Raw genomic sequence first — 25,751 nt, forward strand, 5'->3', positions numbered from 1 at the left:
ACAGTGTCACACCATTTAGACCGGAGTTCATCTATCAACCGCGGCGCATGTCTCTCTCAACCGTCGATGAAGGGCGCTTGAGGAGATCCGCCGCCCGACACCGCGATCACTCGCGCCGCGACGCGGTCTTCGTCAATCTCAATGTTTGGAAAACAGAGGAGGCGTCTCAACCCTAATGCGCGGAGCTCCGCGATGTCGGCCGCGCATGACGATGAGTTAGCTATGCAGATCACACCTGCGAACAATTTTGCAGGATGTGCACCAAACCGGCGCTGCCCAAGCCGGCGTTTTGTTGCAGTCCGGTGCGAGCACCTTCGACCTGGCGTCGACCGGCAATGCCGCGAAGTTGCCACGTGAGCTCTGCGATCTGGGCTAGTCCTGTAGCCCCGAGCGGATGGCCCTTCGACAACAGGCCGCCGGACGGATTCACGACTATGTCTCCTCCATAGCTGCCACGGCCTTCGAGGATGAATCGCTCAATCTCGCTTTCAGAGCAAAAGCCAAGAGCTGAATACATCAGTGCCTCGTTGCTGGTGAAACAGTCGTGCAGCTCGACGACGTCAATGTCTTCCGGTCCAACCCCGGCATTCTCATAGGCCTTATCTGCAGCGTCTCGACCGAGTGCACGGAACATAATATCCAGTGGATCACCTGCAAAATGTTCGCTGCGATCGCTTATCCATCCAGATCCGATAACGCGCACACTCGTCCGCAACCCGTGCCGCGCTGCGAACCGGGGCCCACACAGGAGTACCGCTGCCGCTCCACAGCTTGGCGGGCAAGCGAACAGCTTGCGGAGGCCTCGAAAGAGCAATGGGCTCGCCAAAACTGCATCTTCCTGCAATGGCGTTCGAAACAACGCGTAGGGGTTGGCTGCGGCGTGACGGCGAGCCTTAACCGCAATCTTGGCCAAGGCTCGATCGCCGACGCCGCAACGTTGCTGCAGCAACTCGATCTGACAGCCAAAGAGCTGGATCGCCGGTGGTTTGGTGCGGTCATCGACGGTCAGCTCCATGATTTCCGCCACACGGGCGAGGTGCGGGCCAATTGGATTGGGTCGATCGCCGAATACGAGGTCCAACGCGCCAGGAGCCATTTGCTCGAACCCCAGGGCAAGGATGCATGCGTCCGGCTGATTGCGGACCGCATCGACTGCAAGCGCAAATGCGGTTGAGCCACTGGCACAATTGTTGTTCACGTTGATGATCGGGATTCCTGTTGCGCCCAGGTGACCGAGCGCGGCTTGGCCAGCGCAACTGTCACCGTACACGTAACCCGCATAGGCCCGTTGAACATCGGCGTACACGATACCGGCATCGTCCAGTGCGGCGCGCACGGCTCCGGCACCCATAAGATCGTAACTTTGATTTTGACCGGGTTTGGCGAAGGGGATCATGCCAACCCCCGCGATCAGGACATCAGTCATGCTGCTCCACCTCAATTCACTGCACGTGCGTGCCCGTGCCAATAGGCTGCCCTCAGCTCAGTCTTGAGGACCTTCCCGGCCGCGCTGCGCGGCAGATCATCGACAAAATCCACGCTCTTGGGTGCCTTGACCCCGCCGAGGGTTTGTTTCACCAGGGCGATCAGCTCCGCCTCCGTCACCTTGGCCGCAGGCTTAAGCTGAACCACAGCCTTGACGGCCTCGCCCCATTTGTCGTCGGGGATCCCGATGACCGAGCATTCCTGGACGGCCGGGTGGCTGGTCAGAATTTGCTCGATTTCATTGGGGAAGATGTTGAAGCCCCCCGAAATGATCATGTCCTTCTTGCGGTCGACAATCGTGATGTAGCCATGCTCGTCCATCACCCCGATATCGCCGGTGTGATGCCAGCCAAACCGGCGGATGGAGGCAGTCGACTCCGCGTCCTTGTAGTAACCGGGCGTAACGAGAGGCCCGCGCACGCAGATTTCTCCGGGTCTACCGCGGGGCAGTTCTGCTCCGTCGTCGTTGAGAATGGAGACCTCGTTCCACACGCCGGGGCGTCCGACGCTATGCAGGCGATTGAAGTCGATTTCACCTTTGGCGTTGAGATAGTCCCATGGCGCTTTGAGGCAGATCGCGGCTGGACATTCGGCCTGACCGAAGGTTTCGGACAACACCGGCCCGAAGACTCTTAGGGCCTCCTTCAGCTTCTCCAGCGAGGAGGGCGCTGCTGCCACCAGCAGATGCTGGAGCGATCTATAGTCGTGCCGGCCAAACTCGGGATGAGCCAGCACCATGTAGAGAACCGTCGGCGGCAGGAAGAGATGGGTGATGCGGTGCTCCTGAATCGCCTCGAGAATGGCGCCGGGATCGGCCTTTGCCATGATGACGTTGCATCCACCCCGACTAAAATGAAGACAGCCGAGAATGCCGGCCGAATGCGTCATCGGAGCCACCACAAGATGCCGCGCATCGTCGTAGTAACCGAAGTGGCTCATGAAATTTCTGAACATCGCCGCGATGTTGCCGTGAGTAACCATCACCCCCTTCGGCCGGCCCGTTGTTCCGCCGGTTGGGAAGATCGCGAGCAGGTCATCCGGTGTGTATTCGCCGCTGATGACGCCAGCGTGGTTCTGGCTCGTCCAGGTCTCGAGCGAAGGACCTAGGACGCTATCGGCATCGAGGCAGACTGTGCCGCGCAGCTCAGGGGCTTCCGCAAGGATGCGTTGCACGTCTTCTTCATGAGCCTGGCTGAAGAACAGCAGCTCACCATCGAAGCGCCGCAGCAGGTCAGCGTTAACGGCTGCAGGGTTGCGGGGGTTAAGCGGGAGCCAAATTGCTTCGGCGCGCATCAGTCCGATCAGGGTCACGAACGCGGTGCTGCTATTGGGCGCCAGGATACCTATCTTGGCGCCTTCGCCAAATCCATGCCCTCGAATTGCGGCGGCGATCAGCTGTACGCGACGAGCAGCCTCTCGATAGGTCAGGATTTCGCCGCTGGCGAGATCGTGGAAGGCAACGGCGTCGGGGTAGTAGGCAACGCCCTGATCGAAGTGATCGATGATCCGCATGGGGGCTCGCTTCGAGAATGGTACGACTAGCGATATATTGGTACCAGATCGAGCTTGTCAACTTGGCCCTGGGTCGATCGCGGAATATCGCGCTATATCGGGAGACCTGCTGAGGAGAGATGAAAATGAGCCCAAGTCCGCGCCGGAGCGAGGACCGACAGCACCGGCGCCACGAGAAGATCCTCGATGATCTCGAGGAAATTTTCCTTACCGAAGGTTTTCAGACGCCGACCGTTGCCGATCTGTGCGCGCGACTGCGCTGTTCAAAGCGCTCCCTGTACGAAATCGCTCCCAACAAGCCCGAGCTGTTTTTGGTGGTCTTGCGGCGGCTGCTTGATCGGATCCGCCGACGCGGCATGCGCGCGGCTCTCGAGAATGGAGATCCACAGGCTCGTATCCTTGCTTATCTGCAGCCTGGCGTCAGCGAGAGCTCCCGAGCGACGCAGCAGTTTAATGAAGAGTTGCGAGCCTTTGAGCCCGCGCGGCGGATGCTTGAAGAGCATCAACGCGAGCGGGTCGCGGTGCTGCGCGATCTCATTGAAGACGGCATCCGTAAGGGGCATTTCCAGCCGCTGCACGCTCATCTGGCCGCCGAGGTCTATTTCGCGGCGGCGAGACTCATCAATCAGCCTGAGGTCCTTGCTGCAGCGGGACTCACCATGAGCGAGGCCTTCGCCGAGCTCCCGGATCTGCTCTTCCAGGGCCTGTTCAAGCGCGACAACGCGGCGCCTCGGGGCGAGACGCCAAGGAAGCGCTAGCTTCGATATTATCAAGCCAAAGCCGGCAAATAGAAGCGGCGGGTACCGACTCAACGGCTTCCGAGCGCCATCGCCGCCACACGCCTCTCTGCAAAACTTGCGCGGGCTACTTGACAAACGGGTCGGTACGAAAATAAGACTAATCGTACCAAAACGGCCTTTGGCGGAACAAGCTGGCGCTGATGGGGAGGCGGAATGGTGCAGCCGGCCGACGCGTTGTCGTTACGGTCAACTGCGCGGACATCTCCCTTCAGGCGTCTTGCCAATAAGAGGAGATTCCATGCGACGCCTCATTGTCGGAAATGATCGGGACGGAAGGTCAGATGTGCTGACCATCGACGATCTTTCAACGTTGCCCCAACTTGGCTTCAACGTGTTTGCCCGCGATCTCTGGATCACGCGCGAGACGCCAGTCGATCTTTCTTCCTCGCTGGATCCCACGATTGGGGTACCGATGCGGCACGAGCCGCCGGACGGGGGCACCATTTTCCGCATCGTCCGTATGAGGCCCAACGCGGAGCGGCAGTCAGCCGCGGACGTGGAGGCGATGCATCACGCCATTCAAAGCGTGCACGTGCCGTCCCAGGAACAGCTGGCGACCGCGAAACATAGCACGATGCACAAGACCGATACCCTCAACTATTTCATGGTGGCCTCGGGCCGTGTGTGGATGCTGACCGAAGGACAGGATGTTCTTCTCGAAGCCGGCGACGTAGTCGTGCAGAACGGCGGCATGCATGGGTGGCGCAACGATGGCCCTGACGATTGCGTCCTTGTCGGAGTGCTCGTCGATGGAAGGAGCCCGACATGAGGCTTGTCACCTTCAGTGCCTGGAGCACTCAATCAGTCGGAGCTCTCCTGTCTGATGATCGTATTGTCGACCTGACGGCGTTGACCAAAACGGACCCACAGGGCCGGTGGTTTCAGTCAATGCAGGACATGATTGAGGCCGGCCCTGAAGCGCTCCGGCTCGCAGAAGAGATCGTCAGCGATCCACCGCGATCGGCCATTGTGCCGTCGGCCGAAGCGCACCTGTTAGCTCCGTTGCCGAAACCGGTTCGCATGCGCGACTGCAACCTCTTTACCGAGCATGTCGAACGGTTCTATGAGCGCAAGCACCAGCTTGAGGCAGAGGCTGCCGCTGGTTCAGAGCAGGCCGCGGCGCAACTCGCCGTAGCCAAACGGCTACGGTTTGATCTGCTGCTCAAGCGCTTGACGTACTACACGGTCGATCCCCTGTCCGTGTCGGGCCATGATGAGGACATTCATTGGCCAGCCTATTCAAAGATCGCTGATTTCGAACTGGAATGGGCTGTGGTCATCGGAAATCGCGGCAGGGACATTCCGCTCGAAGCGGCGGCGGACCACATCTTCGGCTACACGATCTTTAACGATTGGAGCGCCCGAGATGAGCAACTGGTCCACATGGAGATGGGGATCGGACCTGCCGGCGGGAAGGATTTCGACGGGGCCAAGACGCTTGGGCCGTGCATCGCCACTCCCGACGAATTTCGTAACTTATCCGACGTGCGGATGATCGCACGCGTCAACGGCGAGGAATGGACCAATCGGTCCTCGCGGAATATGCGCTTCACCTTTGAACAGGCGATCGTGGAGATGAGCCGCTCGCGCACGATCTACCCTGGCGACATTTTTGCTTCAGGCACGGTTCTCGGAGGCAGCGCAGTCGACCACGGCCGCTCGCTCAAGGACGGAGACGTCGTCGAGCTCGAGGTCGAGAGCATCGGAGTGCTGCGCAACCGCGTGCGAATGTCAGACGGTCAGTCCGATCGTTCGCGGCGCCCTGAGCGGGGATAATGAGCAGGTGAGGGGAGTCGAAATCGACGGATTGATCAGCGAGGGAACGGCGAACTCCATGATGGGGCCCCGGACCTGCGGCACATCGATTTAATGTAGGCACGTCCGCTCGATCTCGCGATCCAGGCGGGCTCCAAAGCACGAGTAGAGCTGCGGTGCGTCGCGATTGCCGGCGAGGCCGCAGGCGCTGTACCGGACGCCGCGACTAATCAGCAAGACAAAACGATCAGCTCTCCGACGGTGATTCCGACGGCGAGGAGGGCTGTTCGTTTGTCTGCTTCGGGGGAAGGCACCCAGCCTGGTGATATCCGGGCAATGACTGCTTCGAAACGGTTGGAAAGAAAAACATCATCAAAAGGGAGGAGAAAATGCATCGAAACCACGTCGTCCTCAGCATTCGAGGAGCCCAGACGATTGCCGGAAACGGTTTCCGCCAGCTTCGGAGGAGACTTATTGGCTCGGCCGGCCTTGGCTTGGCATTGCTTGTCATCGGTGAAGCGGCTGCTCGAGCGCAGCCCATCGAGGCAGATGCAAAGCCCGTCGCATCGGTCACCCAAAAGCAAAGGAAGGTTGCAAGCGCTCAAAGGATGGGAGGGGCAGACCATGCCGTATCGCAGCAGGACAATGCGCCGATTGCCAAGGGATCCAATCCGAAGCTAGTTGATTCAGCAACGGAACGCGAGCGGTTGAATGAGTTGAATAAGCGCTACGGGGTAAAGGGCTGGAACATTCCATTTCCCTCTTATAGCGATTCTCTTCTGCGTGACGAAGGCGGCTGGCGTTCGGCATTGGCGTCGGCAGGTTTTGGCCTGCAGACCTACAATCTGGCCATCTTTGAATCGAATATGCTGAATACGCCGCGCCAGGTCCCAGGCTACTTTCCGCCCTGCGTCTCACGTTATTCCCAGGTAACCGGCGCATTGTGTGCCGGCAATCAGACCTATTTCGGTCAACGCCCAAGCTACATCAACGAGACCATCGCCTGGCTGACCTACGATCTGAGCCGTTGGGGTGTGCCGGACGGGCAACTGATGGTGGCTGGACAGTACAGTACCGGCAACGATGTTGGATACGTTCCCAATGTTCTCCAGCTCTATCAGCTGGCCTGGTATCAGACGCTCCTCGACAAGAGGCTGGAGATCAAGTTCGGCTACGTCACCAACACGACGGAGTTCATCGGGACCTTCGTTGGGTCGAATCTCGCCAATACGTTTGGTCCGAGTGGCTCGATCCCGGTGCAACTGGGCCTATCGATTTTGCCGACCCCAAGCTTCAGAACAACGTGGCACATCACCGACACGATCTACAATCAGGCTGCGGTGCAGCGAAGCCTTCCGATCAACAGTGTCACCGGTAATGTAGTGTTTGACGAAACACTCACGAACCCTTCAGGGTTCAACTGGAACGGGCCAATAGGAACCGGCGAACTCTTGATCGACGAGTTCGGCTACAAGCGGCCGGCGAGTCCGGGAAATCCACAAGCCTGGCTCCGGTTCGACGTCCTCTACAATAACTCCACATTCCGTGACTTTTCGCATCTTCCTGCCAATCCGTTCGCAACACACGCGGGCAATTTCGGTGTAACGTTTCTTGCCGACGGACAACTGTGGCAACAGGATCCGTCGTCACCTCTGACGGCGCATCGCGGCATCTATGCGGGCATGTCGGTCATGTACGCGCCGCCCGAGACGACGGGCATCTCTCAATACTATGAGGGCCGAGCGTATTGGATCGGACCATTGGATAACCGCCCAACGGACATGCTCTCGGTTGTCATGGCTCGAAACGTCGTAAGCCACTATCTGGCGGACGCCACCAATCAGTTCTCAAGCCTTACCGGAGCCTTTGCTGCTCGAACCTCCAATTCGGTCACGGCGACATACACTGCGCATCTGATGCCCGGGCTCTGGGGGACGATCGGGGTGGGCTACACGGACCATCCAAGTCTTGCGTACTTCAAGGCCGAGGGGCCCTCTCTCAACTTTCTCGCTTCTCTGCTCGTGAACATGTAGCAGCACATCTCTAGAGGCCATCGACTGGATCGCGAGATCTCGGGGTCCAATCGATGGAGAATGTCGGCACTGTGTGGCCAAGCCGGGGCGGGAACTATTGAGGCAGTCCTGACGTGGAGTCGAGTGAGCGCGATCTCTTGGCGGCCGGCGTTGTCCGGTAGCCAAGGCCGCTTGCTGCCTGCCGGTGGCGTGTCTCGTGTCTCAGCTGGTGACCTGACCGGGCCGGTGACTCAATGATGACAGCGGTGGATCGGCTATTTCAGGAGTTCGTCGATGCTATCTGGACGGTAGACGACGAGCAGGGGTTCGAGAAGGTCGCGCGACGCGTGACCTTGCGGCTGGGATTCCGATGGTTCGCTTATCTGCAGATCACCAACCATGCGCCGATGCTTGTCTCATCCTATCCGAAGGCGTGGACCGGGCGATACTTCGAACTTGGTTATCAGAGACTCGATCCCGTCGTGCGTCGGGCGCGTTCTGAAAATGAAATCTTCTGCTGGGGTGATGGTGCACCAAAGCCTGCTGGAACAAAGCAGCAGCGCAGCTTCTTCGATGAGGCGATGACGTTTGGGATCAGGTCTGGCGTCACTGTCCCGATTAGAGGCGGTTACGGACAGATGGCGGCGTTCACCATGGCGACCGACGAAGCCGCCGCCTCAACGAGCCGGCTTGTCGCGGGTTCTGAGACTGCCGTTCACCTTGTTGGGCTCTACTTTCATGCCCACGCAGCCGCACGCCTGCGGATGCCCGCGCGGGGGAGCGCCACTCTTACCCAGCGCGAGCGTCAATGTCTTGCCTGGGTCGCACGGGGCAAGACCGTCGCGGATATCGCCGTCCTCGTTCAGATTTCACCCCGTACGGTGGTGTTCCATCTGGAGAACGCCCGGCGCAAGCTGGACGCCGCAACGATCGCTCAATGCGTGGGTGAAGCGCTGCGCCGCGGATTATTACCCTGACTTCACCGCGAGCGTTGGGATCGCGACCCACAATGAAGCAAGCCTCCTCGTCACTTGAGGAAGGGCATCTTCGATTGCCGAAATTGGCCTATTCTTGATAGGGGTAGATCTAGCTTCGCCTGTATCGGTGTTAGACCTGCAAGATTCGACAGGCGCGCGGTCCGTCCGCCTATGGCTTTGTGACCCCTGTTCTCAACCAGGAGGTCATCATGCAAGTCGTTGTTCTCCGCCATCATCAGTTCGGGCATCATCTCGATCTGCTTGCCGCAATGTTTCGCCTGCGCCGGCGCGTGTTCAAGGATCGTCTCGATTGGACAGTGTCCGTATCGGGCGAGTTCGAGATCGACGTCTATGACGCCCTTAACCCGACCTATCTGCTGATTGCGACCGAGAGCCGGGACGTCGTGGCATCCGTTCGGCTGCTGCCGACCACGGGGCCCACCATGTTGTCGGATACGTTTCCGTGTCTGCTCGGAGGCCAGCCGGCACCGCGGAACGAGCAGATTCTCGAAAGCTCGCGGTTTTGCGTCGATACCACCCGCGCTCCGGAGCCGACGGTGGGCGGGCTCAATCGCACGACGTTCTTGCTGTTTGCGGCCATGATCGAGGGCATGCGAGCGGCCCGAGCGGATGCGATCGCAACCGTCACCGACGTGCGCATGGAGCGCATTCTCAGGCGCGCGGGGTGGCCGCTGGAACGGATCGCACCCGCGCAGCGAATCGGCCAAACCATGGCGCTAGCGGGTTTCCTGCGGAATTCCGATGCTGCGCTAGCCGCGATGTATCGACATGCGGCCGTCGAAGGCCCCGTGCTTCGGGAAGAGCCGCTGCCTCTCGCGGCCGCCTGACTACGGCTTTCCGTCATCTATCGGCGATCCGGTCCATTTCTCAAATCAAAGCGATGCTGGCAGATCCACGGCAAAGTCGTCTGGTCCTGATCAATTCCGGGCGTAGCAAGTCCGGGACAGCGTCGATCGAATGCGCTGAGACCCGGCGGGAGAGCATGGCGCTCCTGCCGGCGGTGTTCGAGGTTTTTGGGGTCACGGCCGACGTCGTCGGTGAGCACGAACCGTCGTGGGTCAGCCAGTTTCCGGGTCTTGCCACGGTACCCGGGGCTGATCCTCTGGAACTCTGGCGCAATGACAGCTTCATTGCGAGCCTGACATCCACAGCTACGAACGTGCTCTTTGTTGCGGGAGCGTGGCTGGAAGAGGACGTGCTCATCGCCGCGCTCGAGGGTACAAGGCTCGGTTACGACGTGCGAGTGCTTGCGGATATTTCCCTCATCCGCAGGGAGCGCGAGCACCCGCTTGTTCTTGGTCGCCTGGCGCTGCACGGAATTCTGACGACGACGATTCGCCAAACCATGTTTGAATGGGCGGTCTGCCTTGGTTGTCCGAGCGCAATAGGGAAGGTGCGGCAGCTTCTGGACAGTCCGGAAAGCGAGTGATCCTGAGCGCGTCCGCTCACAGATGGCGTGATTGACGCGCGACGCGATCAAAACGGTCGCATCCGTTCCCAACCTCTCGACCGAGATCCCGTCGCGGCCGCGGCGAAGAGCTGAGCGTGCCCGATCATGTCCCGCGAAGAGCCTGCACGCTCCCAGCTGCTGGGAGGGCGCTAAGCATTTGCTTATTGGCGACTGAGCCTGCCGATTCGACTTCGGTAGGCCCCCACCGCAGTCGTTTGGCGGAAGTCCCCGAGTCGTGAATCAAACCCTAACGCCACAAGAAATAAGCTTGCGGCGCCAGCGCAGCGACTCAGACTATGAATCCGGCTCGATCCACGGAAGGAATTGGACGGAGCCGGCCCATGCCAAATGCATTCAGCATCTTTGTTGACGGCGGCGCCATGGTGAAGCGGTGCGTTGCGCAGTTTGTGGTCGGAGGCGCGACGCTGACTGCGACGCTCGTGATGCTGGTGCGGGTTGTTTCCTCGCTGACGGTTGGTGGGCCGTAGGCCGCGGCCGGGACATGTGGAAACCGGCCATCCGAGAAGATCGCGTCAGGGCAGACCCTGCCGGAGCGAAGTTGAACCGGGTTTCGAGGCCAAGGCAACTTGCAAGCCGCGCCTTCGCGTTGCTCGTCATCGTCGCGACACCGGTCGATCGGGCGCGCGCCGGCGACGTCGCCGGGCAGGCGAGCGTGATCGATGGCGACACCATCGAAATCCATGGCAGACGCGTGCGTCTCTACGGGATCGACGCGCCGGAGCACGACCAGCTCTGCCGCGATCCGCACGGCGGCCATTATCGCTGCGGGCAGGTGGCCGCAAACGCGCTGGGCACGTTCATCGGCGGGCAGGCCGTGGCCTGTGTGGAGGTCGACCGCGACCGGTACGGGCGGTCGGTCGCGGTCTGCAGCGCCGGCAAGGTCGATCTTGCGGACTGGCTGGTGCGCGGCGGGCTTGCGATCGACTGGCCGCGCTACAGCAAGGGTGACTACGCGCCTGCCGAAGCCGAGGCGCGCGGCAAGCAAAGGGGCATGTGGAGCGGACAATTCGTCGTGCCCTGGCGCTACCGTCAATGCATCGGCGCTGGAGGCCGGCCGAACGCCTGCTCAGTCGAAGGGGCGGGCGGGGAGCGATAGCGCGCAGCCGTCACGGGCAGACCGGCGGGACGGTTGCTAACGGCGACTGTCGCAGGAAGGGTCCGGATAGCCGGATCAAACGAAACCGGACCCATGTGCATCAATCCAGTGGCTGCTCGTACCATGTGCACATGGGGCCGGCCTGATCGTCGCCCCGGCCTCGGAAGAGCATCTTGCGATGCGTCCGGTCTCACCACGCCATGATCGGCGCAACTGGCGATGCCGCGGCGGCGTGAGCGCGGAAGAACCGCGCTTACTTCTTCATCTTCTTGGTTTTCTTGGCGACCTTTTTGGTCGCTTTCGCCGTCTTCTTCGCCTTCTTCGCTTTCTTGGCCATGTCGTCCTCGTGGTTTGGTTGGCTCGACGAATGTGCACACGCCGTGAACCGGTGCGCGCACCATCAAGCTAATATGAAACTAGCAAGATTGATACCACGTCGGGTTAACGCGTTGCCTTGAGCGTCGCGGACTGATCAGCGATGCGGTGCGCTTTGCTCTGGCTCTGCGGACGCGCCGATGCTGTGATCGGTCGCCGACGACAGCTTGCGGATTCGTCGGCCGCTCAATGGCTGCTCAAGCGTGCCTTGCGTTTGGCTGGTCGAGGCGAGGGGGCCGCCCTCTTGCCGCAATCGGTGGGAACGATCAAAAGCGCAACCTCAAGGCGTGGTGGACCCTCTTGAACATGTCGCATCACAGGCGAGCTCGGTGCGGCGGCGGCGAAGCGGCTTCCGGTCAGGCCCGCTTCGACGCGGCCGACTGGGCGTGGGAGTTCCTGAGGCGTAACGCCGACTATGCCGCAGACTGGCGATGCTGCGTTCCGAAGCATCTTCCATGCCTCACGCTGACCGATGGCACGCGGTTGTTGCGGCTGCCGCGCCGGTTCCCGCACGCCGAAAAATGGGGTCTGTTGGCCTTCGCGGATCCTGCGCTCGCCGCGCGCCAGGCGCCGGTGTTGTGGCATGCGCGTGCGTTGAAACGCGTGGTGCGGCTGAGGGCATTGCCGCCGCGCCAGGGCGGCGAGGAACCAACGAATGTGCTCGCCGACTTCAAGGTGGAGCGCCATGCGGTGATCGACGCTGACGGCGTGCCGCTCGTGCTGATGAAGGGCAGGGGTGTTCATGTCGCGGTCGAGCTCCATGGCCTTCCGGTTCTCACCGGCAGGTTCCGACCGGTATTCGAACTCGAAAGCCTGTCGGAGCTTGCGGCCCAGATCGAACTCATGAAGCGCCTGCAGCGCTTCATGGCGAGCGAGACGCCGCCGCCCGAAACCTCTTCGTTTGGCGGCGACGAGCGGCTTCGCCAGGCGCTGCTCGCGCTCGACGAAAGCCTCAGCGGCAAGACCTATCGGCAGATCGCGACCACGATTTTTGGCGCGAAGCTGGTCGCCGACGAATGGCAAGGACCGAGCCAGTTTCTGAAGGACCGGACACGCCGGCTGGTCGCCAAGGGTACCGAGCTGATGAAGGGCGGATATCGCGATCTTCTCGGCTGAACGGGCGGCACCGCCTCTCGCTGGACGAGACCTGCCCGCACGGGGTGGCAAACCGCCCCGGTTGATCTTCGCCACTCGGATTCCCGCGCAATCTGACGACGCTTCTCCTCGCATCCCGTGCCTTACGCGGGCTCTCGCGAGAAGGAGTGCCGGACAACATGACGAAAATCGAAGACAAGCAGCCTGACAAGCCGTTCCTGAATACGACGGAGGCGGCCGCCTGGCTCAGGCTCACCAAGAACACGCTGGAGAAAATGCGCGTGCAAGGGCGCGGGCCCGCCTACCGGAAGCACGGCCGCTACGTCCGCTATCACATCGAGGACCTCGTGGAATTCTCGCAGGCCAGCAAGCGGAGGTCGACCTCAGATGCGGATTGATCCACGCCGTCGCCTCAAGAGAAACACGACCCTCGCAACGATGTGCGGCGGCATCGTCACGCTGTTCGTTGCCTTTGCCGACCGGGCGCCGTGCCTGATCTACAACGCGTCCGGCAGCGCGCCGCTCGGCTTCTACTATCTCGAGCCGCGCCTGCCGGTGCGGGGGGAGCTCGCGGTGCTGAGGCCGCCGCCTTCGGTCGAACTCCTGATTGTCGCGCACGAGATCGCGCCGCCGGCGGTACCGCTGCTCAAGCAGGTGGTGGCGGTCCGAGGCGACGAGGTTTGCCGCTCAAAGGACCCGACCGACGCGATTACGATTGGCGGAAAGGTCATTGCCGACGTGCAGGAGAAGGACCACGCGGGCCGGCCGTTGCCGTCCTGGGAGGGCTGCATGCGGCTCGTCGACGGGGAGTATTTTCTGCTGCAGCCGCATCCTCTCTCGTTCGATTCCAGGTATTTCGGGCCGGTCTTGCGGTGCGACATCCTCGGCGTAGCGCGTCCGCTCTGGACGTGGAACCCGGACATCTGAATGGCGGGTGACGATAGGCGCTCGTCCAGACGAGGGCGTGCGCCGTTTCCGGCGGTCTCCCAGGTCGTCCGCGCTGTTTTGCATTGTCCAATCGCAAGCACTCTCGCTGACGCTTGTTCAGACCCGGCCGCGCGCGGTGGCGCGCGGCCCGCTCGATCGATGCAAAATCGCCTTGCCTTAAGTCTGTTCTTCGGGTCAGGGGCCGATCCATCTGTCCAGCATCTTTCTGCGAAGCGGGGCGATCAGGCGGGACGCTTCGATCGTGTCATGACGTCACGCTTCGAAGAGCGCGCTATGGCGGATCGTTTGGCGATGCCATTGGTTCCTTGTGCAATATGCGATTGGGCGCCATGCTCGCCAGACTCCGCCCTGCTTACGATTGATGCGCAGATGCCGGAATTCTGTCGGATCGATTCCGTGCCCTTGTGTGCCGGTACCGGACGCCGCGATAATTCTGGTCGGTTCCGTCATGGGCTCGCGTCCAACGCAGTCTCGATTGGGCTGATCAAGCCCGGAGGACGGCAAGGGCCTCGATCGCCTTCCCGCAACAGCTCGCGCCTGCTTTTTTCCCCTGCCGCGAAGCGGCGGCATTCCTCGCGGGAAGACAAAAAAGCAGGCTTTTCGCCGTCCTCCGCTGGCGCTGCGGGCCTTGGGGCTGCGGGCCGATCGCTCCCCGGGCAAGGGATCGCCATCGAGGCTGCGATGGACGCGGCCCGAGCAAAAACAGACGGAGATGATTATGGCGACCATCGGCACTTTCACCGCATCGGACAACGGCTACGCCGGCTCGATCAAGACGCTGACGCTCAACATCAAGGCCAAGCTCGTCGCATCCGAGAAGGACAACGACAAGGCTCCCGACTACCGCATCTTCGCAGGCTCCACCGAGTTCGGCGCCGCCTGGAAGAAGACCGCTCGCGACAGCGAGCGCGAATACCTCTCGGTCAAGCTCGACGATCCGAGCTTCCCGGCTCCGATCTACGCCTCGTTGGTGAAGGTCGAAGGTGAGGAGGGTTTCAGCCTGATCTGGTCGCGCCGCAGCGGCGACTGACCGGCCGGAATCTTCGGCCCCGCCTCCTCGGAGGCGGGGCCCTTTTTGCGTTTCTTGCGCCGCGTCGGGAAGGAGTAGACGAGCGTTTTGCGTACAGAAGGCGCTTCGCCGCCGGCTGAGATACGATCGGCCGGCCGGATTTTCCGCGCGGCGTTCTGCGCTGATCTCTCCGGATTTCGGGTCGCGTTGGACTCCCGTTTTCGATCTCCGCACGTGCTGTTTCGCCAGTCTAGCTAGCGGCCGCAGCACGAGCGGGACTGCTCGCCGCGCCCGAATTGCTGCTCGCGCGATGACCGAAATCCAACTCCTGGCGCCACTTGCCCCTCAGGCCCCGTGGCGATTTGAGCAAAGCGGGAGCCAACAGGGCCGAGGACTGAGCAGGGTGGGGCGTAAGGCAAGATTAAAGCACTGGCGCTCGACGAGCTCCAAGTCCTTGCCTGCACATCCAGGGGTTGGTGATACGGCGCAACACGATGACGCCATTTGGGCTTCAAGCCAATGCCGGTGCGCGTCATTCGCGTCTGCGACTTGGCGAAGGCTCGTTGGCTTCACATATCCGCGGTCTTCTTGAGCGGGAGCCCGCGCCATGCATGGTGTCGATGACGACGAACCCAAACCGAAGCTCGGCAGGATCGGCAACCGCAAGGCCAGGAAGCCGGCCGGATATCTTCGGCGCGTTCGGCAGGCTGCAGAACGCACCGGTCACGGGGCTCACCGCGAGTCGAAATTCTCGGGCGGCCGGATCGGCCGCGGATACGCGCAAGGTGCGGTGTTTGCCGGGCGCGGCCGGAGCAAGGGGCAGCGCCGGGTCGTGGTCAAGGCGCGGATCGTGCGCATCAAGGCCGGCGACACCGGCGCCGTGCGGGCGCATCTGCGCTATGTGCAACGCGACGGCGTGACGCGAACAGGTCAGCCGGGCGAACTCTATGATGCAGCGAACGACCGTGCCGACGGCAAGGCGTTCACTGAACGCAGCGCCGCCGACCGCCACCAGTTTCGCTTCATCATGGCACCGGAGGACAGCGCGGAGGTCTCCGATCTGAGGCCTTTCATCCGTGACCTGATGCGGCAGATGGAGAGCGACCTCGACACCAGGCTCGAGTGGGTCGCAGCGGATCATTTCAATACGGGCCATCCGCATAGCCATGTTGTGCTCCGCGGCAGAGATGAAGCGGGGCATGATCTCGTGATCGCGCGGGACTATATCGCCCACGGCCTTCGGGCGCGGGCGTCTGATCTGGTTACCCGCGAGCTTGGTCCCGAAACCGAGCTCGAGGCTGCGCGCAAGCTTCAGCAGGAGGTTACCGCCGAGCGATTCACGCGGCTTGACCGGGCTATCCTGCGTGATGTCCGGGATGGAGTCCTTGATACAAAGTCCGCGCGGGATCCGGTCTGGCACACGATGCGGATGGGCCGGCTGCGGATGCTCGAGCGGATGGGATTGGCGGGAGAAAACAATCCCGGTCGGTGGCGCGTTGACCCTGAGCTCGAGCCGAAGCTCAGGCGGATGGGCGAGCGTGGCGACATCATCAAGACCATGCATCGCGAGCTAAGTGCGGCGGGAATTTCGCGGGCGGCAGGAAGCTATGCGATCTTCGATCCACGGAGCGAAGGCCAGCGCCTGATCGGGCGGGTCATTGGCGAAGGGTTTGCGGACGAGCTAACGGAACGCCGCTATGTGGTGATCGATGGGGTCGACGGGCGGACGCACTATGCCGAGGTCGGTGCTCTCGGCGCCAACGAAGAGCTGCCCGCGCGGAGCACGATTCTGGAGCTTAGGCCGCGTTCGGCGGAGCGCCGCCCGGTGGATCGAACAATCGCTGAAGTGGCCGCGGCCAATGCCGGTCTTTACAGCGAGCACCTGCACCGCGAGTTGGACCCCCAGGCGTCGGCCGAATATATCGGAACCCATGTCCGGCGACTGGAGGCGATGCGCAGGCAGGGTGCGGTGAGCCGTCTTGCCGATGGCGACTGGAAGGTCGGCGAGGATTATCTCGATCGGGCGCTTCGGTACGAGGAACAGCAGCGCTCGCGCAATCCGATACGCGTTGCGGTGCTGTCGTGGCGAAGGCTCGAAGAGCTGCCGCAGGCGGTCGGTGCGACCTGGCTCGATCGAAAGCTTCTTGCAAAGGAATCCGAGGGGCTCGCGCCGACCGGCTTCGGCGCGGAGGTGGAGACGGCCTTGCGCGCGAGACGGCAATGGCTGATCGAACAAGGGCTCGCGCGGGAGGAAGGAGGGCGGGTGCGCTATGCGCGGAACATGCTGCATACCCTTGAGGAGCGCGAGCTGGCGAGGACCGCGGCGGACATTTCCGCTCGCACCGGGCTCGAATATCGCAACGTCAGGTCTGGCGACAGCCTCGGCGGCGTCTACAAGCGGATGCTAACGCTCAATAGCGGACGATACGCGCTGATCGAGCAGTCGCGCGAATTTGTCCTGGTGCCCTGGCGGCCGGTTCTGGAACGCGCGCGCGGGCAAGTCGTCAGCGGCAGCGTTGGCGGAGACGGCATTTCGTGGTCGATCGGACTGAAGCGAGGCATCGGACGCTAGTGCGGAGTGGTTAGCCGGGTGCAAGTCCGACCCTGTATCGTTGCGCAAGGCGCCAGAACCAGTCCTGATCGAGGTTGGTCTGTCGATCGATTTCTTTGACCGAGCTGCGTGCGCGATCAAACAGCGCATAGCAAAGGCCTTCGTCGTCGTGGCGGGCGTAATAGGCGATGCCGTCGGGATTGAGCGGATGGCCGAAAAGCGCCTTCGACCAGGCCTGCGGTACGTCGTAAGGCAGCCCACCATGCACCACCTCGGCGGTCGCGCCGAGAATAGCGAGCGAGGGGCCGGCCAGTCTGATCAGCGAAAGATCTGCTGCAATTTCGAGGCGAGCGTAGGCCTTGCGGCTGAGCATGCTGGTATCGAGCAGGGTCCGTCCCGGCACGCGGAGGAACGTTTCTGCGAAAGCGCCAAAAGGCTCCCGGGCCGCATAGAGAACGCCATAGCTCCCGTCGGGAGCGTTCAGCCGGCCGAGACGCGAGGCGTCGAAAAAGATCGGATCGTACGCGGCGGTGTAGAACCGATGAACGACCGTGCCCGCCCGCAGCCGGACCTGGCGGGGACGGCGGCGATCCAGATCGTCCGGCGGCAGTGGAGCCGTCACGCGCCTTGCTGAGCCATGCGCCGGGCGGCCTCGACCACAAGTTCAACCTTGCCTTCCCTCAGAAGATCGATCGGCTTGCGGCCACCCAGCCGGTCGTCAGACTGGGCCAGGAAATTCAGGACGGTCCAGGGGTTGTTGGTTGGCAGCGCCTCCTGGACGAGCTTGAGACCCTCGACGACAGTGCCGTCGATGTTGAACTGAAGGGTCGGAAAGCTCCGGTGGTTGCTGGGACCGGGAACGGCAAGGAGGCTGCCTTCCTGCACGCGCTTGTCGACAGCCTGCCGGGAGATTCCCCGCAGGAGCGTTCTGACCTGGTCCAGATCATACGCGCCGCCGGATCGCCGAAGATCCTCCTGCGCGATGCGGACGCCCTCGAGAACGGCGAGCGCGCGGGCATCGGGCGCGAAGGCGTCCTTGTTGACGACCGCGGTTCTCCTTGCAGCCTCGGAGAAATACCGGAACGCCTGACCCGTCAGTTGCTTGTTTCGCTCATGCACCTTCTGCAGTGCAGTCGCGCTCTTGGAAACAATCGCAACCTGCGCGTCAGCGGGAAGCGCGAGGCTCTTCAGAGCGGCGGGCTTCTGCTTAAGTACCATCATCACGCCGTCCTCGTGGACGGACAGATCCTCGGTACCCGAGGGCTTTGACTGTGCTTTGGACATGAGCTGAACTCCGCCTTGAATATCGGGATAATATGCAACTTTGTCAACTTTGACAAAATATAACAATGGTATTTTGGTAGTCTAAACTGAACCGGTTGTGGATTCCCGGCTCCATTCTCCGCAAATCATGCGGAGAATGGAGCCGCCAATCTCCGCACGGGCTCGTGGCGCGAGATCGGATGGCGACTTGGGCAGTCCGTCGCGCAGCGATATTGGTTTCGTCGACGCGCACCCTTTTCAGGCTGACGGTCGATGCGACCATCGACGTTGAAAGCACAAGCGGCCTTCGTTCGATGCGCTCACTCGCTGCGGCGTGCGCGTGTGCGATGAGCAATCCGGGCGAGGTCAGACCAGTGATCCAATTTGGTCAAGCGGTTCACCTTCAATTGAGGAGTTTCCTCAACCACGCTGAGACTGCCGCAGCAACGATCTTGCTTCGATGGGTTTGATCGACCCGGATCTCGTTGCCGGCGGCGATTTTTATTCAGGTTGAACGCGAGGCGCCATCCCGCTTTTCATCTCGCCGCGCTCGTTGCGAGCGTCGAGTGGGGCGGCAAATGTTTCCAACAAGAATCTATGTCGGCCAGATCACGGTCGTCCTCGGTATCGTCGTCGCGTCGACATGGGGAGCGACGCAATGGACGGCGGCAGCGCTCGGATTTCAGGCGCGGCTTGGCGCAACGTGGTTCGCCATTGGCGGCTATCCGGTCTATCTGCCCTGGCGATTGTTCGAATGGTGGTTCGCCTATGAGGCCTATGCGCCAGAGATATTTGAGGAGGGCGGGGCTATCGCTGCGGCTGGCGGCATTGCGGGCGCGCTGTTTGCAGTCGTCAATTCGGTGTGGCGGGCGCGGCAAAACCAGTTGGTCACGACCTACGGCTCCGCGCGTTGGGCAAATCGGAAGGAAATCCGCGCTGCCGGCCTGTTCGCCGGCAGGGGTGTGTTCCTCGGACGATTTGAAGATCACTATCTGCGTCACGACGGACCCGAGCACGTCATGTGCTTTGCACCGACACGGTCCGGCAAGGGCGTGGGGCTGGTGCTTCCGACGTTGCTGTCCTGGACTTCATCGGCGGTCGTGCATGACATCAAGGGCGAAAACTGGGAGCTGACGTCCGGCTGGCGCTCAACCTTCTCGCATTGCCTGCTGTTCAATCCGACCGATCCAAGAAGCGCGCGCTACAATCCACTGCTCGAGGTGCGCAAAGGTGCGGCCGAAGTCCGCGATGTCCAGAACATTGCCGATATCCTGGTCGATCCGGAAGGGGCACTGGAGCGCCGAAGCCACTGGGAAAAGACCAGCCACTCGCTGCTCGTCGGCGTCATCCTCCACGTCCTTTATGCAGAGCAACAAAAGACGCTGACGCGCGTCACTGAGATCCTGGCCGATCCAGCGCAGTCCTTTGAAAAGACGCTGCGGATCATGCTGGCCACCAACCATCTCGGAACGGAGGCCGAGCCGAAGGTCCATCCCGTCGTCGCCGCGACCGCGCGCGAGCTCCTCAACAAATCTGAAAATGAGCGTTCCGGCGTGCTGTCCACCGCCGTGAGTTTCCTTGGCCTCTATCGCGATCCGGTCGTGAGCCGGAATACCGAGAGCTGCGACTGGCGTATCGCCGATCTCGTCACCGCGGAGAAGCCGGTCACGCTCTATCTGGTCGTGCCGCCGTCGGACATCAGCCGCACCAAGCCGCTGATCCGGCTGATCCTCAATCAGATTGGCCGCCGGTTGACCGAGTCCCTGAACATCAAGGCAGGCGACGCCAAGCATCGCCAACTCCTTCTTATGCTGGATGAGTTTCCAGCGCTCGGCCGGCTTGATTTCTTCGAGAGCGCGCTCGCCTTCATGGCCGGCTACGGCATCCGGGCCTATCTGATCGCGCAGTCGCTCAATCAAATCGCCAAGGCCTATGGCGAGAACAATGCGATCCTGGACAATTGCCATGTTCGTATCGCCTTTGCCGCCAATGACGAGCGCACGGCGAAGCGCATTTCAGATGCGCTCGGCACCGCAACCGAACTACGGGCACAGAGGAACTATGCCGGTCACCGGCTCGCGCCCTGGCTCGGTCACGTCATGGTCAGCCGCCAGGAAACTGCTCGGCCGCTGCTCACGCCCGGCGAAGTGATGCAGCTGCCGCCCGATCAGGCCATCGTGCTTGTCTCGGGGCTGGCGCCGGTTCGGGCTCGTAAGCTCAGGCACTATGACGATGCGAATTTTGTGACGCGCTTGCGTCCGTCGCCGCACCTCGCTGCTGGCGCATATCGCGACCGCCCGGCCGCACGTGCCAGCGATTGGGGTCGCCAGATCCGGACGGTCGATCTCCGGTTGGCAACGCTTCCATACCGCGACCTCATGCAGGCGGGTGCGGAGGAAGGTGGGCTCAAGCAGCAACTGCCGCTGTTCGAGGAGGTCCATCCTCAAGCCGAGGCGACGCGGTTTACCGAGGAGCGGCTGCTCGACGACGACGCAGATGCCGCGGCGGATCGCAACCAGATGCAGCGCGCGGCGAACGCCTCCAGCGCTATCCGCAGCGCTCACGCCGTCACGCGCGATGACGACGATCTTCTTCCTGCATTCTGAAGGACACTCCCAATGAAACCAAAACTATCCGCCTATGTCTCCGATAGCGTGGCGCAGCGGCTCGAGCTCGCGGCCAGGCGGCCCGGCACCAACAAGTCGGCGATCGTCGACGCCGCCCTCGACCGCTTTCTCAATCCTGAGCGGGACGCGAGCGGGGACGCGGCCCTGATCCGCCGGCTCGACCGGATGAGCCGGCAGCTCGATCGCGCGGACCGTGATCTCTCGATCATGGCAGAAACCTTTGCACTGTTCGTTCGCTACTACCTGACGATCACGCCGCCGCTGCCGGCCGGAGACCAGGATGCCGCGCGTGCGCTGGGGCGCGAGCGGTTCGAGATGTTCGTCGCGCAGGTCGGCAAGCGGATCGCCTCCGGCGGCCGGCTCGTGGCCGACGTCATGGAACAGGTCTCGACGTCAAATCCGGATCTGTTCATGCGGCATCTGGAGGAGGGCGCGCCGCTCGGCGCCGGAAAGGCACAGACCACAACAACAGAATCCCGCTCGCACCACGCGACGGGCCAGCGGCCGGAGCCGTCTCCGGCGGGGCGAGAGGAGGCCGGCCATGTCTGACCTTCTCTCGCCCGAAACCCGCGAGCGCCGCCGCGGGATGTTGCGGACCGCGATGGGACCGGCGATCGCGCTGGCCCTGGAAGAGGCCGAGGTCGTCGAGGTGATCGTCAACCCCGACGGCAGGCTTTGGCTCGAGCGGCATCGGTCTGGACGCGCGGATACCGGCGTCATTCTGACGCCGCAGGAATCGGAGCGGATCATCCGTCTGGTCGCAAGCCACGTTCGGGCCGAGGCGAGTGCATCCTTCCCGATCATCTCGGCCGAGCTTCCCGAAACCGGTGAAAGGTTCGAAGGCGTGCTGCCGCCGGTCTCGCTTGCGCCGTGCTTTGCCATCCGCAAGCCCGCAACGACGACTTTTCTTCTCTCCGACTACGTCAGGACGCAGATTGCCTCGCCCCTGATGGCCAAGGTGTTGGCGGCGGCGGTCGTCGAGGGCCGTAGCATCCTGGTTGCGGGCGGCACCGGATCGGGCAAGACGACACTTGCCAATGCGCTGCTGGCGGAGATTGCGCTCCTTGATGAGCGCATCGTCATCATCGAGGACACCCGCGAGCTGCGCTGTGAGGCCAAGGATGTCGTCACGCTCCGCACCAAGCCGGGCGTCGCGAGCCTCGCCGATCTCGTGCGCTCCACGCTTCGCCTGCGCCCCGATCGCATCATCGTCGGCGAGGTGAGGGGCGCCGAAGCCCTCGACATGCTGAAGGCCTGGAATACCGGACATCCCGGCGGGATCGCCACGGTTCACGCCAACTCGGCGCGCGCTGCGCTCTATCGGATCGAGCAATTGATCCAGGAGGCGGTAGCCACCGTGCCGCGCCGCCTCATCGCCGAGGCGATCGACCTTGTCGTTTTCATCAGGGGACGGGGCCCCGCGCGCCGGATCGAGGCGGTCGCCGAGCTCAAGGGCCTTGATCCTTCCGGCGATTACCTCCTGGAGACCCCGCCTGGGCTTCCAAACACTTCCCATCGTCCCTGACCCGCACGGAGAGTACAACATGGCTGTTTTGACGCGTTCAACGGCGCGCTTCCGCTTTCGTCGAGCTCACAGGCGCTTCTTCATCGGGTTCGGAGCAGGCGTCACATGCGTACTCCTCTCCGCTTCGGTCGCACACGCCGCAGGCTCAGGCATGCCGTGGGAGGCGCCGCTTGAGCGCATCCTGGAGTCGGTGCAGGGACCGGTCGCCAAGATCGTCGCTGTGATCATCATCACGGTGACCGGCATTTCGCTCGCCTTCGGTGACACCTCAGGTGGGTTCCGCAAGTTGGTCCAGGTCGTCTTTGGCCTCTCCATCGCCTTCGCGGCAAGCTCCTTCTTCCTGTCGTTCTTCTCCTTCGGCGGCGGAGCACTGATCTGATGCGTCCCGATGGCTTCGAACTCGTGCTTCACCGCTCGTTGACCGCGCCCATTCTGATCGGTGGCGCGCCGCGCTCCGCGGCCATCCTGATCGGCACCTTGTCGGCGGTGCTGGCGCTTGGCCTGCGGCTTTGGCTCGCAGGCGTCGTGCTCTGGATCGTCGGTCACACCATCTCGGTGTGGCTCGCCAGGCGCGATCCCGCCTTTGTCGAGGTCGCAATCCGTCACACCAAGCACAAGGGGTGGCTCGCATGCTGAATTTGAGAGAATTCCGTTCCCATGCCTATCGTCTGGCCGACTGGCTGCCTTGGGCATGCCTCATCGCGCCCGGCGTGATCCTGAACAAGGACGGCAGCTTTCAACGCACCATGCGCTACCGGGGCCCGGATCTCGATAGTGCGACCGAGGCCGAGCTCATGAGCGTGGTCTCGCGGGTGAACAACGTTCTGAAGCGCTTTGGCTCGGGCTGGGCGCTATTCTTCGACGCCACGCGGATTCCGGCGTCGGAATATCCGCGCTCACGCTTTCCCGACGCGGTGTCGTGGCTTGTCGATGAGGAACGGCGGGCCGCCTTCGAAAGTGCGTCCGAGGCATCGTGGGACGATCCGTCACGTCCGCGCGGTCAGCATTTTGAGAGCGTGCTTCACCTCACTTTGATGTATTTGCCGCCGGCCGAGCGCGTGTCGCGGCTGGAAGGATTGTTCCTCGAGCGTTCGCGAGACAACCGGGGCGTGGGGTCGTCACGGCGTAGGCGGCATAGGCAGCAGGCTTCCGCGCCTCGGCATGAGGCCGCCCGGCCGGATGAATCGGTCTCCACGACTGCTCGTAAAGCTGGTCAGCCTCGGTCATCGCGGGAGCACAGCTATCGCGATCATCTCGAGCGCTTTGTCCAGGAGACGGACCGGGCGATCGATCTCTTGTCTTCGGTCCTTCCCGAGATCCGGCCGCTCGATGACGGGGAGACACTGACCTACCTGCATAGCTGCGTCTCGACCAAGCGGCACCCGGTCGCCGTGCCTGAGATTCCGGCCTATCTGGATTGTTTTCTGAGCGACGAACCGCTGACCGGTGGATTGTCGCCGGCGATCGGCCGAAGCCACCTTCGTGCGCTGACCGTGCTCGGCTTCCCGCACGTGACCTTTCCTGGGTTGCTGGATGAGCTGAACCGGCTCGGCGTTGCCTACCGCTGGGCCACGCGATTTCTGCCACTCGACCGCACGCAGGCGCATGCTTCGCTATCTCGGTATCGCCGCCAATGGTTTGCCAAGCGCAAATCACTGGGAGCGATCGTGAAGGAGGTCATGTTCAACGAACAGGCCGCGCTCGTGGACACGGACGCCAGCAACAAGGCGGCTGACGCGGACACCGCGTTGACCGAGCTCGGCGACGATCTCGTGGCATTCGGTTACATCACGACGACCGTCACTGTCAGCGACGAGGACGCGCGTGCCGCCGACGACAAGATCCGCCTCGTCGAACGCGTGATCAACAGCCGGGGCTTCACCACGATCCGGGAAAGCGTCAATGCGGTCGAGGCATGGCTCGGCGGTTTGCCGGGGCAGGCCTATGCGAATATTCGCCAACCCATCGTGCACACGCTCAATCTGGCTCACATGTGCCCGTTGTCGGACGTGTGGGCCGGACCGGCGCGATGCGAGCATCTCGATGGGCCGCCACTTCTGATCGCCAAGACCAAGGGGGCGACGCCGTTCCGGCTCTCGCTGCACGCCGGCGACGTCGGGCATTCCATCGTCGTCGGCCCGACTGGCGCCGGCAAGTCGGTGTTGCTGTCGATGCTGGCCTTCCAGTTTCGGCGCTATCCGAATGCCCAGCTGATCATATTCGACAAGGGCCGTTCCGCTCGCGCCACGACCCTTGCGCTGTCGGGTGCGTGGTACGAGCTCGGGGCCAAGGGTGGCATCGCGTTCCAGCCGCTCAAGGATGTAGCCGAGGAGGGCGCGCGGCTCTGGGCGCTCGACTGGCTCTGCGGCGTGCTTGCCCACGAGCGCGTCAGCGTGACGCCCGAGGTCAAGGAGACCCTCTGGTCGGCGCTCAAGAGCCTCGGTACGGCGCCGGTCTCCCAGCGCACGATGACGGGGCTTGTGGCCTTGCTCGCACGAGACGCCCTGCGTCAGGCGCTTCAGCCTTATACGCTGGAGGGACCTTACGGTCGTTTCCTCGATGCGGACGCCGACCGCCTTTCGAGTGCCGACGTCCTGACTTTCGAAATGGAAGAGCTGATGGCGCTGCCGGTGCTGGTCGCACCCGTGCTCACCTATCTCTTCCACACTCTGGAGGCGCGTTTCGATGGGCGCCCGACCTTGCTGGTGCTCGATGAAGCCTGGGTCTTCCTTGACGATCCATTGTTCTCGAGCCGGATTCGTGAATGGCTGAAGACGTTGCGCAAGAAGAATGTGGCGGTGGTGTTTGCCACTCAATCGCTTGCCGATATCGCGGAGAGCGAGATTGCGCCCGCGATCATCGAGTCCTGTCCGAGCCGGATATTCCTGCCCAATCCCCGTGCCCTTGAGCCGACCCAGACCGAAACCTATCGGCGCTTCGGCCTGAACGACACGCAAGTGCGCCTGATCGCCGAGGCCTTTCCCAAGCGCGACTACTACCTGCAGTCGCGTGCCGGCAACCGCCTGTTCGAACTTGGTCTTGGACCGGCCGCGCTTGCGCTCGTCGGGGCGTCCTCGCCGGAGGATCAGCGCGCCATTGACGAGGTCTTAGCCCGCTCGGGCCCCTACCATTTTGCCGAGCGCTATTTCGCTGAACGCGATCTGCACTGGGCCGCCAATCTGATCAGCACCTTTGAACAGGCCCACAGGGCCTGACCCGACCTCAATCT

The 25,751-nt window shown here is 62.4% G+C and carries 25 protein-coding genes; 20 read left to right on the forward strand and 5 right to left on the reverse strand.

The annotated features are described in order from the left end of the window. Positions 1 to 229 precede the first annotated feature (229 nt). Positions 230 to 1,426 carry a thiolase C-terminal domain-containing protein gene (locus ACOIX3_RS16110; RefSeq protein ID WP_420970812.1) on the reverse strand — a complete coding sequence of 399 codons (1,197 nt, stop codon included), beginning with the start codon at positions 1,424 to 1,426 and terminating at the stop codon, positions 230 to 232. Between the two features lie 11 nt (positions 1,427 to 1,437). Beyond that, positions 1,438 to 2,997: a class I adenylate-forming enzyme family protein gene (locus ACOIX3_RS16115; RefSeq protein ID WP_420970813.1), complete on the reverse strand. Its 1,560-nt coding sequence runs from the start codon at positions 2,995 to 2,997 to the stop codon at positions 1,438 to 1,440. Positions 2,998 to 3,122: 125 nt separating this feature from the next. Here ACOIX3_RS16115 and ACOIX3_RS16120 point away from each other — a divergent pair, with 125 nt between their 5' ends. The 3 genes from ACOIX3_RS16120 (at position 3,123) to ACOIX3_RS16130 (ending at position 5,573) form a co-directional block, all read left to right on the forward strand. Further along, positions 3,123 to 3,755, forward strand: a complete 633-nt coding sequence (locus ACOIX3_RS16120) for a TetR/AcrR family transcriptional regulator (protein WP_420970814.1) — start codon at positions 3,123 to 3,125, stop codon at positions 3,753 to 3,755. Between the two features lie 280 nt (positions 3,756 to 4,035). Continuing rightward, the gene (locus ACOIX3_RS16125) at positions 4,036 to 4,566 is read left to right on the forward strand and encodes a cupin domain-containing protein (protein ID WP_420970815.1); all 531 of its coding nucleotides are present in this window, start codon (positions 4,036 to 4,038) and stop codon (positions 4,564 to 4,566) included. Next, positions 4,563 to 5,573 (forward strand): fumarylacetoacetate hydrolase family protein, encoded by a 1,011-nt coding sequence (locus ACOIX3_RS16130; RefSeq protein ID WP_420970816.1) that lies wholly within the window; start codon positions 4,563 to 4,565, stop codon positions 5,571 to 5,573. The genes ACOIX3_RS16125 and ACOIX3_RS16130 overlap by 4 nt, the downstream gene beginning before the upstream one ends. A gap of 209 nt (positions 5,574 to 5,782) precedes the next feature. Here the strand turns inward: ACOIX3_RS16130 and ACOIX3_RS16135 are convergent, their stop codons facing one another. Then, on the reverse strand, positions 5,783 to 5,947 hold the full coding sequence (locus ACOIX3_RS16135; RefSeq protein ID WP_420970817.1) for a hypothetical protein: 165 nt from the start codon (positions 5,945 to 5,947) through the stop codon (positions 5,783 to 5,785). Between ACOIX3_RS16135 and ACOIX3_RS16140 the strand changes: the two genes are divergently transcribed. The 11 genes from ACOIX3_RS16140 (at position 5,942) to rlxS (ending at position 17,128) form a co-directional block, all read left to right on the forward strand. Further along, the gene (locus ACOIX3_RS16140) at positions 5,942 to 7,585 is read left to right on the forward strand and encodes a carbohydrate porin (RefSeq protein ID WP_420970818.1); all 1,644 of its coding nucleotides are present in this window, start codon (positions 5,942 to 5,944) and stop codon (positions 7,583 to 7,585) included. The genes ACOIX3_RS16135 and ACOIX3_RS16140 overlap by 6 nt on opposite strands. A gap of 233 nt (positions 7,586 to 7,818) precedes the next feature. Further along, entirely contained in the window at positions 7,819 to 8,541 is a 723-nt protein-coding gene (locus ACOIX3_RS16145; RefSeq protein ID WP_420970820.1) for an autoinducer binding domain-containing protein, read from the forward strand. Positions 8,542 to 8,750: 209 nt separating this feature from the next. Then, positions 8,751 to 9,389, forward strand: a complete 639-nt coding sequence (locus ACOIX3_RS16150) for an acyl-homoserine-lactone synthase (protein ID WP_342722658.1) — start codon at positions 8,751 to 8,753, stop codon at positions 9,387 to 9,389. Positions 9,390 to 9,544: 155 nt separating this feature from the next. Further along, positions 9,545 to 9,991, forward strand: coding sequence for a hypothetical protein (locus tag ACOIX3_RS16155; RefSeq protein WP_342722657.1), 447 nt, complete (start codon positions 9,545 to 9,547; stop codon positions 9,989 to 9,991). A 362-nt stretch (positions 9,992 to 10,353) separates the two neighbouring features. Next, complete coding sequence (locus tag ACOIX3_RS16160; RefSeq protein WP_342722656.1) at positions 10,354 to 10,500, forward strand: hypothetical protein; 147 nt, start codon at positions 10,354 to 10,356, stop codon at positions 10,498 to 10,500. Between the two features lie 119 nt (positions 10,501 to 10,619). Further along, on the forward strand, positions 10,620 to 11,129 hold the full coding sequence (locus ACOIX3_RS16165) for a thermonuclease family protein (protein ID WP_420970822.1): 510 nt from the start codon (positions 10,620 to 10,622) through the stop codon (positions 11,127 to 11,129). Between the two features lie 681 nt (positions 11,130 to 11,810). Next, positions 11,811 to 12,620 (forward strand): DNA -binding domain-containing protein, encoded by an 810-nt coding sequence (locus tag ACOIX3_RS16170; protein WP_420970824.1) that lies wholly within the window; start codon positions 11,811 to 11,813, stop codon positions 12,618 to 12,620. A 158-nt stretch (positions 12,621 to 12,778) separates the two neighbouring features. Then, a complete protein-coding gene (locus ACOIX3_RS16175) occupies positions 12,779 to 12,997 on the forward strand; it encodes a helix-turn-helix domain-containing protein (RefSeq protein ID WP_420970826.1) in 219 nt (72 codons plus the stop codon). Between the two features lie 40 nt (positions 12,998 to 13,037). Then, positions 13,038 to 13,526 carry a S26 family signal peptidase gene (locus tag ACOIX3_RS16180; protein WP_420970828.1) on the forward strand — a complete coding sequence of 163 codons (489 nt, stop codon included), beginning with the start codon at positions 13,038 to 13,040 and terminating at the stop codon, positions 13,524 to 13,526. 739 nt (positions 13,527 to 14,265) lie between these two features. Beyond that, entirely contained in the window at positions 14,266 to 14,577 is a 312-nt protein-coding gene (locus ACOIX3_RS16185; protein ID WP_420970830.1) for a DUF736 domain-containing protein, read from the forward strand. Positions 14,578 to 15,163: 586 nt separating this feature from the next. Next, positions 15,164 to 17,128, forward strand: coding sequence for a relaxase/mobilization nuclease RlxS (gene rlxS / locus ACOIX3_RS16190; RefSeq protein ID WP_420970832.1), 1,965 nt, complete (start codon positions 15,164 to 15,166; stop codon positions 17,126 to 17,128). 10 nt (positions 17,129 to 17,138) lie between these two features. Here the strand turns inward: rlxS and ACOIX3_RS16195 are convergent, their stop codons facing one another. Together ACOIX3_RS16195 and ACOIX3_RS16200 are read right to left on the reverse strand one after the other, a co-directional pair. Next, on the reverse strand, positions 17,139 to 17,729 hold the full coding sequence (locus ACOIX3_RS16195) for an RES family NAD+ phosphorylase (protein WP_342722649.1): 591 nt from the start codon (positions 17,727 to 17,729) through the stop codon (positions 17,139 to 17,141). Continuing rightward, complete coding sequence (locus tag ACOIX3_RS16200) at positions 17,726 to 18,391, reverse strand: hypothetical protein (protein WP_342722648.1); 666 nt, start codon at positions 18,389 to 18,391, stop codon at positions 17,726 to 17,728. Before ACOIX3_RS16200 ends, ACOIX3_RS16195 begins: the two co-directional genes overlap by 4 nt. Before the next feature lie 557 nt (positions 18,392 to 18,948). On the opposite strand from ACOIX3_RS16200, the gene ACOIX3_RS16205 reads away from it, so the two are divergent. From ACOIX3_RS16205 to trbE, 6 genes are read left to right on the forward strand one after another with little or no spacing between them, the layout of a single operon-like run. Then, the gene (locus ACOIX3_RS16205) at positions 18,949 to 20,976 is read left to right on the forward strand and encodes a conjugal transfer protein TraG (protein WP_342722647.1); all 2,028 of its coding nucleotides are present in this window, start codon (positions 18,949 to 18,951) and stop codon (positions 20,974 to 20,976) included. 12 nt (positions 20,977 to 20,988) lie between these two features. Beyond that, complete coding sequence (locus ACOIX3_RS16210) at positions 20,989 to 21,546, forward strand: CopG family transcriptional regulator (RefSeq protein WP_420970835.1); 558 nt, start codon at positions 20,989 to 20,991, stop codon at positions 21,544 to 21,546. Beyond that, entirely contained in the window at positions 21,539 to 22,522 is a 984-nt protein-coding gene (trbB, locus tag ACOIX3_RS16215) for a P-type conjugative transfer ATPase TrbB (protein WP_420970837.1), read from the forward strand. The genes ACOIX3_RS16210 and trbB overlap by 8 nt, the downstream gene beginning before the upstream one ends. 19 nt (positions 22,523 to 22,541) lie before the next feature. Continuing rightward, entirely contained in the window at positions 22,542 to 22,901 is a 360-nt protein-coding gene (locus ACOIX3_RS16220; protein ID WP_420970839.1) for a TrbC/VirB2 family protein, read from the forward strand. Beyond that, a complete protein-coding gene (locus ACOIX3_RS16225; RefSeq protein ID WP_342722644.1) occupies positions 22,901 to 23,158 on the forward strand; it encodes a VirB3 family type IV secretion system protein in 258 nt (85 codons plus the stop codon). The genes ACOIX3_RS16220 and ACOIX3_RS16225 overlap by 1 nt, the downstream gene beginning before the upstream one ends. Continuing rightward, positions 23,152 to 25,737 (forward strand): conjugal transfer protein TrbE, encoded by a 2,586-nt coding sequence (gene trbE, locus ACOIX3_RS16230; protein ID WP_420971739.1) that lies wholly within the window; start codon positions 23,152 to 23,154, stop codon positions 25,735 to 25,737. Before ACOIX3_RS16225 ends, trbE begins: the two co-directional genes overlap by 7 nt. The last annotated feature ends 14 nt before the right edge of the window (positions 25,738 to 25,751 follow it).

It is taken from the genome of Bradyrhizobium sp. B120 (assembly GCF_049075665.1).
In the GTDB taxonomy this organism is placed as follows: Bacteria; Pseudomonadota; Alphaproteobacteria; order Rhizobiales; family Xanthobacteraceae; genus Bradyrhizobium.